The organism is Methanogenium marinum (assembly GCF_028912405.1).
Lineage (GTDB): Archaea > Halobacteriota > Methanomicrobia > Methanomicrobiales > Methanomicrobiaceae > Methanogenium > Methanogenium marinum.
This window is the reverse complement of the sequence record NZ_JAKELO010000002.1, coordinates 1,348,726-1,362,031: the sequence shown is the minus strand read 5'-3', so window position 1 is coordinate 1,362,031 and position 13,306 is coordinate 1,348,726. Positions and strand designations below refer to the sequence as shown.

13 protein-coding genes are annotated in these 13,306 nt (G+C 50.2%); 10 read left to right on the top strand and 3 right to left on the bottom strand.

Annotation, left to right across the window (positions count from 1 at the left end; genetic code table 11):
• Nucleotides 1-11 precede the first annotated feature (11 nt).
• The 6 genes from L0665_RS06990 to L0665_RS06965 are packed head-to-tail and all read left to right on the top strand — an operon-like array spanning nt 12 to nt 7,089.
• A complete protein-coding gene (locus L0665_RS06990; protein WP_274924979.1) occupies nt 12-914 on the top strand; it encodes an ADP-ribosylglycohydrolase family protein in 903 nt (300 codons plus the stop codon).
• A 26-nt stretch (nt 915-940) separates the two neighbouring features.
• Nucleotides 941-1,933: an N-acetyl-gamma-glutamyl-phosphate reductase gene (gene argC, locus L0665_RS06985; protein WP_274924978.1), complete on the top strand. Its 993-nt coding sequence runs from the start codon at nt 941-943 to the stop codon at nt 1,931-1,933.
• A 23-nt stretch (nt 1,934-1,956) separates the two neighbouring features.
• Nucleotides 1,957-2,442, top strand: coding sequence for a CBS domain-containing protein (locus tag L0665_RS06980; protein ID WP_274924977.1), 486 nt, complete (start codon nt 1,957-1,959; stop codon nt 2,440-2,442).
• Complete coding sequence (gene argJ / locus L0665_RS06975) at nt 2,442-3,614, top strand: bifunctional ornithine acetyltransferase/N-acetylglutamate synthase (protein ID WP_274924976.1); 1,173 nt, start codon at nt 2,442-2,444, stop codon at nt 3,612-3,614. Before L0665_RS06980 ends, argJ begins: the two co-directional genes overlap by 1 nt.
• Nucleotides 3,611-4,483 (top strand): acetylglutamate kinase, encoded by an 873-nt coding sequence (argB, locus tag L0665_RS06970; protein ID WP_274924975.1) that lies wholly within the window; start codon nt 3,611-3,613, stop codon nt 4,481-4,483. The genes argJ and argB overlap by 4 nt, the downstream gene beginning before the upstream one ends.
• A gap of 53 nt (nt 4,484-4,536) precedes the next feature.
• Nucleotides 4,537-7,089, top strand: a complete 2,553-nt coding sequence (locus L0665_RS06965; RefSeq protein WP_274924974.1) for a PAS domain S-box protein — start codon at nt 4,537-4,539, stop codon at nt 7,087-7,089.
• A 28-nt stretch (nt 7,090-7,117) separates the two neighbouring features.
• On the opposite strand, the gene L0665_RS06960 is transcribed toward L0665_RS06965, so the two are convergent.
• A complete protein-coding gene (locus L0665_RS06960; protein WP_274924973.1) occupies nt 7,118-7,402 on the bottom strand; it encodes a chorismate mutase in 285 nt (94 codons plus the stop codon).
• Nucleotides 7,403-7,512: 110 nt separating this feature from the next.
• On the opposite strand from L0665_RS06960, the gene L0665_RS06955 reads away from it, so the two are divergent.
• The 4 genes from L0665_RS06955 (at nt 7,513) to L0665_RS06940 (ending at nt 11,197) form a co-directional block, all read left to right on the top strand.
• On the top strand, nt 7,513-8,172 hold the full coding sequence (locus tag L0665_RS06955) for a zinc metalloprotease (RefSeq protein WP_274924972.1): 660 nt from the start codon (nt 7,513-7,515) through the stop codon (nt 8,170-8,172).
• A 719-nt stretch (nt 8,173-8,891) separates the two neighbouring features.
• The gene (locus L0665_RS06950; RefSeq protein ID WP_274924971.1) at nt 8,892-9,098 is read left to right on the top strand and encodes a hypothetical protein; all 207 of its coding nucleotides are present in this window, start codon (nt 8,892-8,894) and stop codon (nt 9,096-9,098) included.
• Nucleotides 9,099-9,300: 202 nt separating this feature from the next.
• Nucleotides 9,301-9,876 carry a flavodoxin family protein gene (locus L0665_RS06945; RefSeq protein WP_274924970.1) on the top strand — a complete coding sequence of 192 codons (576 nt, stop codon included), beginning with the start codon at nt 9,301-9,303 and terminating at the stop codon, nt 9,874-9,876.
• Between the two features lie 202 nt (nt 9,877-10,078).
• Nucleotides 10,079-11,197, top strand: a complete 1,119-nt coding sequence (locus tag L0665_RS06940) for an aminotransferase class I/II-fold pyridoxal phosphate-dependent enzyme (protein WP_274924969.1) — start codon at nt 10,079-10,081, stop codon at nt 11,195-11,197.
• A 113-nt stretch (nt 11,198-11,310) separates the two neighbouring features.
• Here L0665_RS06940 and L0665_RS06935 read toward each other — a convergent pair whose 3' ends face one another.
• Both L0665_RS06935 and L0665_RS06930 read right to left on the bottom strand, forming a co-directional pair.
• On the bottom strand, nt 11,311-12,747 hold the full coding sequence (locus tag L0665_RS06935; protein WP_274924968.1) for an MATE family efflux transporter: 1,437 nt from the start codon (nt 12,745-12,747) through the stop codon (nt 11,311-11,313).
• The gene (locus tag L0665_RS06930; protein ID WP_274924967.1) at nt 12,725-13,204 is read right to left on the bottom strand and encodes a MarR family winged helix-turn-helix transcriptional regulator; all 480 of its coding nucleotides are present in this window, start codon (nt 13,202-13,204) and stop codon (nt 12,725-12,727) included. Before L0665_RS06930 ends, L0665_RS06935 begins: the two co-directional genes overlap by 23 nt.
• Nucleotides 13,205-13,306: the final 102 nt, after the last annotated feature.

The following is a 13,306-nucleotide window of genomic DNA, read 5'->3' as shown; positions in this document are numbered from 1 at the left end:
TATTATCATATATGCTCAGCAGGTATAGGGGATGCATGCTGGGTGCTGCCATTGGTGATGCACTGGGGATGCCGCAGGAGACGCTGCCCCCCTCCCTCTCGCGTCTTGATGAGGGTTATGCAAAACCGTTGCGCCGCCACCCAAACGAGGGCCTCCGGCCAGGTCAGTTCACAGATGATACCCAGATGATGTTATGTGCGGCAGAATTGTTAGGGGAAGGGGCGTTTACTCCGGAAGAATATGGCCGAAAGCTTGCTGCCATGCATGCAAGAAAAAGGCTGAGATTCCCTGATGGAGCTGTTGCTACCGCCTGTGCACATATCACTGCCGGATTGCATGACTCCGGTCGTGCTTCAACAACTGCCGGATGTATGCCCCTGGCGGTTCCATTTGCCCTAGTCTGTAAGGATGGCGACGAGATGCGCGAGTGCCTGCAGGCTGCCTGCAGGGTAACTCATACCCATCCGGCTGCCTATGGTGCCACTATCTCTTACGCCCTTTTTCTTCGTGCGGTGATGCACCGGCATCCTGACCCCTTCCGCGTGGCAGAAGAGATTGCAGGAGAGTATGACTCCCAGCTCGCGGGGTCAATCAGGAATGCCTGTGTTTTGGAAAAAGAAGGCCTTTCGCTTGAGGCCGCACTGATTAATGTGGGTAATGATGTCTCGGTTTATCACACCTATCCCTTAGCTCTCTTCTTAATTTCTCGTTTTGGTCATGATGATGCGTTTTTGAAGGTTGCTACCCATGTTGGGGGAAACACCGACACTATTGGTTTTATCTGTGGATCATGGCTTGGTGCGGCAGAGGGAACTGCCGGTTTCAGCAGTGAAATGGTGATGCATCTTGAGGATCAGGCATATATTGAGGAGACTGCAGAGCTGCTCTTTGACGTAGTTTCAGGAAAGAATTAATTCCTGTATAGAACGATACCTTTTTTATGCAAATTGCGATCATCGGAGCTTCAGGTTTTACTGGTGGAGAGCTCATCCGCCTCCTTGCTAGTCACTCTGAAGGAGAGGTGGTCTGTGCAACCTCCCGAAAGCTTGCGGGAAAAGCGGTTGCCCTGACCCATCCGCACCTCAGGGGATTTACTGACCTGGAATATACGAATCCTGATGTGGGTGATATCGATGTAGATGTTGCCTTCCTTGCTGTGCCGCACACTGCTGCAATGAATTATGCCGGTTCCCTGATAGAGCGAGGGATCCGGACCATTGATCTCTCGGCAGATTACCGCCTCCCTAAGGACACTTATGAGAAGGTATATGGTGTTGAGCACACGGATTACCATACTGTGCCTTATGGCCTCCCGGAACTGCACAGAAATGAGATCCCACGGTCCATCCTTGTGGCAAATCCGGGTTGTTTCCCGACTGGTGCAACACTTGCCGCAGCCCCGCTTGCGAAACGGGCTCATACTATTATCTATGACTCAAAAACCGGGGTATCCGGTGCGGGTGTCTCACCCTCGGTCACCAATATGTATACCAATGTTGGCGACAACTTTACCGCATATAAGATGACTGCACACCGGCATGTGGCAGAGATGCGTCAGGAGATGGGATTTTTGGGTTCTTCTGCCTCTGTGCACTTCACCCCGCATCTTTTGCCGGTGAATCGTGGCATCCTCACGACCGCTCACATCCTTCTTGATGAACCGATTACTCAGGAGGAAGTGGATGCACTCTATGAGGATTTCTACGCCCGTGAATTCTTTGTGCGTCTCCAGAGGCCATCTCTTTCCGGTGTACGGGGAAGTAACTTCTGCGATGTGGCATTCGAAGTTGAGGAAGGTGGAAAACGGGTTGTTGCCGTCTCTGCAATTGACAATCTGGTAAAAGGTGCCTCCGGGCAGGCAATCCAGAATATGAATCTGATGTGCGGGTGCGCAGAAGCTGATGGCCTGATGGTCGTCCCTCTGCAGCCCTGATAAAAAACAGCGGTGAACACGTGATGAAAGTTCAAGATGTAATGACTCCACGGCCGATAACGGTCACCACAGATACTCCGGTAAGCAAAGTATCCCTCCTGATGAAGAAGAATCGTATCGGCGGAATACCAGTAACAGAGAATGGAAAAGCGGTTGGTATTGTGACTGAGACAGATATCCTCTCTCTCCTCACAATGCCGGAAATAAATGACGACCTCTGGCTACCATCGCCCTTTGAAATTATTGAAATCCCCATTCGTGAACTGATGAACTGGGAGAAGACAAAAGAGGCACTTTCTGATGTCGGTAACATGCCAATCTCAGATGTGATGTCAGATGATCTCATTTGCACCTCACCGGGTATGGATATAGAGGAAGCAGCCAGTCTCATGATGAAAGAGGGCATTGCCCGTCTGCTTGTCATTGAAGACGAGAAACTGGTGGGTATCGTAACCCGGGCAGATCTGGTCCGTGGAATTGGGGCACGCTACGGAGAACCGGAGGAGTAATGAAGAGCATCTGCCTCGTTGAAGGTGTCCGGGCGGCCGGTGTGCGTGAGGGTAAGTACGGGATTGCGCTTATTGCCGCATCCGGAACTGCTGCAGCAGTATTCACAAAAAATCTGGTATCGGCGGAGCCGGTTCGCCTGATGCGTGAACGCATGATGGCAGGTACCCTGGATGGTATTGTCGTCAATGCGGGGAATGCCAATGTCTTTACCGGCGAGCAGGGTTACGCCGACGCCTGCCGGATGGCTGAGGATGCAGCGGCTGTGCTTGGGACCGTCCCGGAACGTATTGGGGTCGCATCAACGGGTGTCATCGGCCGATATATGAAGATGGACACTGTGACCCGTCAGATCAGAGAGGCAGGTGCTATGCTCCGCAGCGATGACTCAGCAGAGACTGATGCTGCACGGGCTATCATGACAACTGACCTCACCGAAAAGCATGCGGCAGTGATTCGTGACAACTTTGTGGTAGCGGGAATAACCAAGGGGAGCGGTATGATTGCCCCGAATATGGGAACAATGCTTGCTTTCGTCTACACCGATGCCACAATAGGAGCTCCGGATCTTCAGGAAGCACTTCAGATGGCGGTTACGCGGAGTTTTAACCGTGTCGTTGTCGACGGTGACACCTCAACGAATGATTGTCTCTTCTGTACTGCCACCGGTTATCGGGAAACGCCGGATATGTCTGTCTTCCAGGAGGCACTGGAGGAGGTATGTATCTCTCTTGCACGCCAGATTGCTGCAGATGGTGAAGGTGCGACCAAACTTATCGAGGTCAGGGTTTCAGGCGCTTCTACAGAAGAGGATGCAGCCACTATTGCCCGGACAGTTGTTGGTTCCCCATTAGTGAAGACTGCAGTCTATGGAAATGACCCAAACTGGGGTCGAATCATCGCTGCTGCCGGCCGTGCCGGGGTGGACTTTGATCCGTTCGGGGCGATCATTGCTGTGACAGACGGCACCCGAAGGGTAGTTCTGGCGGATAAAGGCAAAATCTGTGCAGACAATGTGATGTACCCGGAGGCACTCGCGGAAGCGGCGTCCCTGATGGGTGGGTCGGAAGTTATTTTTGAAGTGCTGCTTGACGATGGGACCGCATCGGCTACTGCATGGGGATGTGACCTGACAGAACGGTATGTGGAGATAAACGGGAAGTATACAACATGAAACGCGAAGAAGTGCTTATCGAGGCGATGCCCTACATCCAGAGGTTCCACGGGAAGACGATCGTCATCAAACTCGGCGGGCATGCTATGGTGGATCAAACGATTCTCGATACTGTCATCCAGGATGTTGTTCTCCTGCGGTATGTGGGAATAAACGTTGTCCTTGTCCATGGTGGTGGCCCTGAGATTACCGAGAAGATGGTGGCGATGGGTAAAAAACCGAAGTTTGTGGCAGGTCTGCGTATAACAGACTCTGAAACGATGGAGATTGCCCAGATGGTACTTGTGGGCAAAATAAACGACAATATTGTCTCCGACATTGCAAAGTTTGGTGCTCTCGGGGTGGGTATCTCCGGTAACGATGGAAACCTGCTCATTGCACGCAAGGCAGGGACAAAGACTGTGATGGTGGATGAAACCTCACAGGAGGTCGACCTTGGGCTTGTTGGTGATATTGAGGAGGTCAATCCCAAAATTCTAAAAGACCTGCTGGAAAACCACTATATCCCTGTGGTTGCCCCGGTTGCAATCGATCGAAAGGGGCATTCCCTCAATGTCAATGCTGACACTGCCGCAGGCGAGATTGCAGTTGCCCTGAATGCATATAAGCTCATAAACCTCTCAGATATAGATGGGGTGATGAATGAGAACCGCACCCGCACCTATCAGCGTCTGACGGTGCAGGAAGCAGAGTCACTCATCATGGATGGAACCATTGTGGGTGGGATGATCCCAAAACTGGATTCATGTCTCTATGCACTGAATCACGGTGTTCTTTCAGCCCATATCATCAATGGCAACCGAGAGCATAATCTGCTCCTGGAACTGTTCACCGATAATGGAGTAGGGACGATGATTCATCTGTCCTGAAGTGGAAACACCTCTTCGACATCTATTTAACACAGTATACCCGAAAATTTGTTATGAATATGGCAGAAATTGGTCAGGATTCTCAAAGGGCAATGGAATTAATTGTTATTTCCAGCCTGACCGTTCTCTCATTTGTTGTTGTGTCAGCAGGTCTCATGATGGGTGTCACGATATTGCTGGCACATCTGTTCTATATCCCGATAGTGTTAGAGGCATACTGGTTTCGGCGGAAGGTTCCACTTTTTGCGCTTTCAGTAGGCATCATCTATATTTTACTTGTGGCAGGATTTGGCAGCACCACGCTGGTCATCTTAACAGCCGGTGGTCGGGCAGTGCTCTTTGTTGCGATCAGTGTTCTTGTCTCATACCTTTCAGGACACCTACATGATGAAGAACATCGGTTTTCGTGTCTTGTTGACAGTGTAAGTGATCCTTTGATCTGGATGACAGCGGGAGGCACGGTTGCGTATGTAAATGAAGCTTACTGCACTCTTACCGGTACCACACATGAAGCCATAACCGGAAAGTCATACATCCCTCTTTTTTTTAGTAATGGTGCAACAGGAATGGAGGAATTTCTCTCCTCTCTTTCCCCGGCACACCCGACTGGTATGATAGAGTCGGTGATTGCCACCGGAGAGGGGGATGAGCATGTGATCCAGTGGAACGTACATACACACTACAAAAGGGACGGCACCATATCCGGATCAATTACGATTGGGCGTGATATCACTGCGCTCCGGAAAACTGAAACAGCGCTCACTGAAAATGTGGAGACTCTGAAGGCAGTATTTTCCAATGCACGTGAGTGTCTTATCATTGGTACCTGTGACAAAAACGGGATGCCGGATCGGATATGGGATGTGAACCGGTATGGATGTGCAATATTTGGATATTCCCTTGCGGAGATGCAGTCGCACCGGGTGAAAGGGCTCTTCCCGGATTCTCTATCGTATCTCTCCACCGCAATGGAGGCCGGGCAGGTTGGCATCACTGATGGCCACATTGAGGTCAGAGCACGGGGAAAAGATGGCGCCCGGTTTCCGGTGGAAGTGGCCGTGTCCTCCTATGAGATGCATGGCGAGACGCGTTTTGTGCTCGCGATGCGTGATATCACCGCATGGGTAACTGCGCAAAAGACCCTGACTGAAAGTGAACGAAGGTTCCATGATTTTGCTGATTTTCTCCCTCTTCCTGCCTTTGAAGTTGAGTATGATGGGGGGATTATGTTCCGAAATCTTACTGCAGATACCCTCTTTGGCTACGGGGAAGTGGACTGGATGGAGGGGCTCGCCATCTTCGCTCTCATCCCCTCCGGTGAGCAACCGGAGATGCGGGAGATGTTCCAGGTATGCCTGGTAAAGGATACCATTCTTAGTAGTGAGTTTAGTTGTGTCCGTCAGGATGGTTCCCAGTTCCCTGCTATGATCTACTGCCGTCGGATGATGGAGAAGGGTATCGTCACCGGGCTGCGTGTTCTGGTAGCCGATCTCACCGAACAGCGTGGAGTGGAACAGGCGCTGAACCGATCAGAGACGATGTACCGTACCGTATTTGAGAATACCGGGACTGGAATGTTCCTTTTGAACGCAGATGGTACCATTGTGAATACCAATCGTACTGGTGCTGATCTGGCGGGTTATCCCCTCGGCACGCTTATCAGTGGGAATTTGTCCTTTGCAGACCTGGTAACAGGCGACGATCGCATCGGGTTCCGTGAAAATGCTGTCCAGATGTTTGCAGGAGCAGTACCTCCCCGCACGCTTCCGTCAGTTGGTCTGGTCGATGCCGGAGGAATGGTGCATGATACCTCCATCACACTCTCATTTATCCCTGACAGTTACCAGCTTGCGGTTTCTATCACTGATGAGACTGGAAAAAATCAGTCTGAACGGCTGATAGCTGTTTCAAACGGTATTATTCAGCTCATCATCTATGAAGATGACACCACTCATCTGCTCTCTGCTGCCTGTGCAGAGTTTGGCCGTCTTGATCAATACTATGTTGTTTCAATTTCCCTCTGTATGGATAATGAACTTAATGTGTCGGGTGTTTCATCCATGGCATTTCTGGAGACGAATGCAGCGTTTATCAGCACATCCCCTGCCCCGAGTGAGGCAATAGCATCAAAAATGGTGAGTTATTCCCCATGGACTGTGGGAGATGTTGAGGCAGGCACTGCAGAAGAGATTGATGTCTTTGTCCTCCCGATGGTCGCAGGAGACCAGGTTGAGGGAGTGCTCTCGGTATATATCCGTTCATCTGCTACGGTGACGGAACAGGAACTGACAACCCTGCAGGCGCTTGCAAATGATATCGCGTATGGCATCCAGTCCCGGTGTCTTGAGGAGGAGAAGGTGGAGGCTCTTTCACAGATCGAGAGGAACATGGAGGACCTTTCAATTCTCAATGACCATATCAGAAATCCTCTCCAGGTAATATTGGGGCTGGCAGAAAATGGTGATGAAGCCCATTGTGATATCATGGCGGCGCAGGTACAGGAGATTGACAGCATCGTCCGTCGTCTTGACCAGCGGTGTCTGGAATCAGAAAAGATACGGGACTTCCTGCGTAAACATTACCATTTTGAATCAAAGGACAAATGACCTGGAATGAGGGATAAAAAGCCGGAGGTCAGGGAAGGTTTCCTTCTCCGGAATATTCCCGCTGCCGTTCTTCGTTCATTGCAATAAGAATTTCAAAGATTTTCCGTACTTCCACCGGGTCAATATTGCAGGTGACGGCATACTCAAAAGCCCGGTTCAGCACATGGGTACGCTGGTCCTGATCTTTTATTGGGACATCTGTGTGGTGTTTTTCGCCAGCCACCACTGCCGCGAGTTTCTGACGTTCTGCAATGAGGTCAATTAATGCAAAGTCAATACGGCCAATCTCTTCACGGACAGTTTCCAGTGTCATACTGTCTTCTCTTTTAGTCCGGAATGTAAAAAAATATCTCTTCGGTCTGGTACAACGGGTGTCAGGTAACGACGTATTGAATACAAAGGGAGTGGAAAATATACTCATTCATGATCACTGATAAAATTGGCCGCGAGGAACGCAAGGACCTGGGCATTGCGTGCCTTGCACTTGCGCTTGCGTTTACCCTTGTATTTATCCGTGGGGGCTGGGATACGTGGATTGATCTGGTATTTATTTTCGTTATATCAGTCATCACCGTTGGTGCCGCCTTTATTCTCCACGAAATGGCACACAAATTCACCGCAATGAAGTTTGGCTATTATGCGGCATTCAGGAAGGACAATGGGATGCTTCTCATGGGTGTGGCACTTGCTGCCCTTGTGGGCGTGGTTTTTGCCGCACCCGGGGCAACGGTTATTTATGCACAACCCGGCCGTGAGATGACGAAAAGAGAGAATGGCATCATATCTGTTGCCGGACCCGTGGTGAATCTGTGCCTTGGTGCGCTATTCTTTGCGATTATCATTGCAGGATTTGCTGTGCAGTCAGTGCCAATCATTGTCATCGGGACGATGGGACTCTCGGTGAACGGGATGATTGCCTTCTTCAACCTTCTGCCAATCAGTGTCCTGGACGGGAAGAAAGTCCTTGCATGGAACCCGGTGATATTTGTAGTATTTATCGTATTATCACTTGGGATGATTCTTTTTGGGATGAACTATGGCGGTGTGATGGACACGGTCATAGCTGCAATATTCGGGTGGTAATCCCGTTTTTCACAACATTTTTTCAATTCAATATTTTCGTTGATACAATGGCTTGTTTTTCTGCATGTCTGATATTCGGGTCATTTTCTGCTGATTGTTTTTTGTCACCGTATCATGCTTACTGAAGAATGTGGGTCTGGCGAAACAGCCAGAGATTTCTGGAGCAAATGGTATTTGTTTCCACATAGAATCGGGTTTTATCGTGCTTTCGGATGGAATAGAAGGCCTGATTTGCGATAACGTGGGGGTGCCACTCTCCTGATGAACAGTGTGGGTAGGTCTGTTATGCTCTCCTATATGGGCGGACAACTCCTTATGAGGGGTGAGTTGTTCAGCGGGTGATGGAGGAAGGTGTCCAGCAATACTGGAGAAAAACAGCTTCCCAGTAGCAAATATATGGAGCTTTCTGCCTATCCGGTCTTTGGGGATTATAACCCATTTTTTCCTCGCCACTTTTACATGCACAGGCATATTCTCCCCGAGGGGGGCAGGTAGCGGTACTCTATACTGACAATACGGAACTTGTCAATCTGAATGAACAGAAGAAACAATCATTGCAGGCTGGGACTGAACGAAATCTGTTTCGCCAGAATGGCAATATATTGACCAAAATAGACTTGACTTGTGCCATTTAGTTAATCAAAGGGATAAAAAATGGCCTATTGTCGACATCAAATAGGGTTGTGTCCCAGCCTGATTGATGCAGATTGAGCATAATTTTGAACAGCTTGCAATCCCTGAACGATGAGATAAGAAATCCCCTGCAGGTAATCATCGATCTCTCCTCGCTTTCACCCATAGATGAGTGTGAAAAAATTCTGAAACAGACATATGTGATTGATATATTGGCGAAGGAACTGGACCAGTGCTGGCTGGAATCAGAGAAAATACGTGATTTCCTCCGCAAACACTATGCATGTCCCTGAGGGTCTCTGTGCCACCTGTCCTGCACCCCACCCTCTCTCCTTCAACGCTTGTTTTGCTCTTTCGGGGTGTGGGGCGGGGACCCCCTTATTTAGAGTGTAAGTAAACTGTCTCACATGTAGCGGGGTAATGGGCCCACGGTCGGTTTCGTTGAAAACCATAACTATAAATGCCTGTTTTTTGACTATACCCGTGGAGATTTTGATGAAGGTTGTAGCTTTTAATGGAAGCCCGAGAAGAGATGGCAATACCGTCCGTTTGCTGCGGGTGGTATGTGAGACTCTTGAAGATGAAGGGATTGAGACCGAGATTGTGCAGGTGGGAGGGAAGAGTGTGCACGGCTGCACTGCCTGCATGAAGTGTGCGGAGAATCTGGACCGCAAATGTGTTCTGACAGGAGATCCCGTGAACGAGTGGATGGAGAAGATGTTTGAAGCGGACGGCATCATCATCGGCAGCCCGACCTATTTTGCTGATCTCACACCGGAGACGAAGGCACTCATCGACCGGGCAGGATTTGTCGCTCTCGCCAACGGAAACCTTCTCAACAGGAAAGCAGGTGCCGCCGTGGTTGCGGTCCGGCGTGCAGGTGCTGTTCATGTATATGATTCCATCAACCATCTCTTTGGTACTACAGGAATGGTGACTGTTGGTTCTTCGTATTGGAATCTGGGTGTCGGTCTGGTCCCTGGTGAGGTGGACAGTGATCAGGAAGGCCGGCAGACGATGGTGGATCTCGGGAAAAATATGGCATGGGTGCTGAAAAAGCTTGGTGCGTAGATGTTCTCCCTTCCGTTTTCCTTTCTCTTCATTTTTTCATTCATTATCTGATGCATTTCATCATTAGTGTGCGAGAGGGTGCCTTTGAATTTATATTGGTCCGGATTACATTTCGTTAGAGACAGAGGAATTCATGCCAATTTCTTCTCAATCCCTTCATCCTTCAATGCCTATTTATCCCTTCAGTACGCATGGGTCAGACATGCAGATTCCCCCGTTTGCCCTTGAACGTTATTTCGGAAAATACGAATTCTCAGCTCCTTATATGCTCTCCGCCGCTGACTGTGAAACGTGGTCAGCAGGCGAGATATTTGCGATGGAGGAAGGATCACTCGATGCCTTCTGTTCGATGCGGTTCGGGTATACCGAATCGCAGGGAGACCCGGCCCTGCGGGATGAGATATCTGCTGTTTCAGGTGATATTGGCCCGGACCGGTGTGTCATCTTTGCGGGTGCAGAGGAAGCGATATATGTCACGATGCATGCCCTCCTTTCTCCCGGAGACCATGTCATTGTCCTTTCGCCGGTATACCAGTCTCTTCATGAAATCGCCCGTCACATCGGGGCTGAGGTCTCCTACTGGCAGATGAAAGAAGAGGATGGGTGGCGGCCGGATATGGCAGAACTATGGTCTCTCATTCGTCCGGAGACCAAATGCATTGTGATAAACACGCCACACAATCCGACCGGATTCCATTTTCCCGCTGCAGAGCTGGACAATCTCATCGGGATTGCAGAAGAAAAGGGCATATGGCTTTTCTCTGATGAAGTCTACCGCTTCGGTGAATACAACTCCGATGCCCTCCTCCCGTCTGTTGCTTCATGGTATGAAAAGGGTATCTCTGTTGGCGTGATGTCAAAGAGTTTCGGCCTTGCGGGCCTTCGGTTGGGATGGGTTGCGACACAGGACACTGATCTTATCCGCCAAATTCTTGCATGGAAGGACTATACTACCATTTGTACCAGTGCTCCTGCAGAGTTCCTCTCAACACTTGCCCTTCGCCACAGAGAAGAAATTATCTCCCGCAACCGGATGATTATCAACGAAAACCGTGCCCTGCTTGCCGCATTCTTTGCCCGTCACCCTCGCCTTTTTACCTGCCAGGAGCCGTGGGCCGGGCCGGTCTGTTTCCCCCGCTTCAAAGGAAAAGAAGGTGCGGAAGCCTTCTGTGACACCCTGATCCGGGAAACCGGTGTCATTCTCCTCCCGTCAACGGTATTTGGCATCGGTGACCATCACATCAGGTTTGGGTTCGGGCGGCGGGATATGGTGCCGGCTCTTGCGGTGCTGGAAGAATATCTGGTCAAAAACGGGCGCTGAATGTTCAGCCGGGAAAAAATGAATTCTACCCATTGCCCCCTTTCTGCATTTGGTGGGTGAGGGTTAAAAAACAGGGCCAGAGACTGGAATGCAGTGTTCCATTCTCTTTTCTTTTATAAATTCGGCGTTGTTTCGTTGCTCCTTTTGTTTCCATTCTTTTTGATGAGTTTTTTCACATAGAGGCTGGCCCATGTGAATGCAAAGAGGCCGCCTGCGACATCGCCCAGAACAATACCCCACCATGCGCCTGATTCTCCAAGGCCGAAGGTAATGGCAAGGAGGGAGGCGAAGAATGCAATAAATACGATATTCCTGAAAAAGGAGAGGACGAAGGAAGTGGGACCTCTTCCCGTGCCCTGAAAGATGGAGGACGACATAATCCCCATCGGGACGAAGGGGTAGAAGAAGCACATCGTCCTGAGAAATGCCGTCAGTTGTGGCAGCAGATGGGCACTTTCCGGGGTGTAGGCAAAAAGTGTGGCAATCTGCGGTGCAAAGATCCAGGTGAGGATGCTGATTGCGATTGCTATCACCGTGCCCAACCAGACAGAGTAGAAGTGGACTGTTTGGATATCTCCATAGCGTTTTGCCCCGTACAGGGCGCCGGTAACTGAGATAACAGCTGCGCTGATGGCAATCATTGGGACGATGGCAAACATCACCACCCGCCAACCGCCGGTATAGACCGCAACCCCGTCTGTCCCCGCCACTGTGACAAAAAGACCGTTTAAGATGATTGCTACCCCTGCCATCAGCAGGAATTCCCCGCTTGCCGGCAGGCCGACCTTCAGAATATCAGCGATAATGGCCCGTTGGTAGTGAAAGGATTTCCGGTGAATGGAGACATACATGTCGCGTTTTCCCAGAAACCAGTAGATAAGGATGGCAGAGACAAGCCCTATTGAAATCACTGTTGAAAGGGCAGCACCTGCCATTCCCATGTCAAGTCCATAGATGAGGATGGGGTCAAGGATCAGGTTGACGATAGATGAAACGGCCATCGCGTACATCGTCCGTTTCATGTCCCCTTCCGCACGGAGGATACCATAGGCAACATTGGTGAAGAGGATAAATATCGTTCCTGCGAAGACGATGTTGGCATATTCAAGCGCAAGGTCGATGGTGGTCCCGGCTCCGACCAAAACCAGGATAGGTCTGAGGAAGACAAGGAAGCAGATGGTCAACACAACTGAGACTGCTACTGTCAGGTAGAGGGCATGCATCGCAGTATTGTTAGCCGACTCCCGATCTTTTGCCCCTATTCTTCGGGCAATCGCTGAAGTGGCCCCGGAACCGATGCCGTTTGAAAAGCCAATCAAAACCATAAATACCGGTGTCACAAACCCGATTGCGGCGAGTGCATCCGGGCCAAGGCCGGCCACCCAAATCGCATCGACGATATTGTATATGGACATGAGCAGCATTGCAACGATCATCGGACCTGAGAGTTTGATGATGGCCCGTTTTGGGTCGCCGGTGAGAATCGAAACGCCTCTGGTGGTGCCCGGAGCGGCGGTAGCGCCTGATTCAGTCTGTGCTTTCTCTGTCATTTATATCGAATTCTCTATCTGCCATTGTACTGCTGGTGTATGCCATTGATCGGAGAATGGGCATCAGGTATGTCTGTGCTTCTTCCGGGAGATTTCCGGTAATTTCATGGTCAACGGTGTCTGCTGCTGCAATTACTTTTTCTGCGACCCGTCTTCCCTTTTCTGTCATAAATATACAGAATTTCCGGCGGTTTGTCTCATCCGGGATGCGTATGATGCAGCCTTCCTCTTCCAGCCGGTGGATGGTCCGCGCAATGGCTGCCTTATCGATCATGAGTCTGCGGCTGATTTCATCCTGGGTGGCGTCCGGGTGTTTTGAAAGATAGATGATGGGACCTACCGCACCTGCTGTGATTCCCATACGTCCCGTATGTTCATTGAGGAGAATATTACGGTTTCGGTGAATGATAGAGAGCAGAGCTCCTATCGGAAGGTCGGGAGGAAAAGGGACGTTCATAGTACATATAGCGTTTGTCAGTATTTAGTGGTTGATGTGACAACAGTTGATTTGTCTACAATTGAGATTTATCCTTTTCTGTAGATACCTGCTGCACACTGC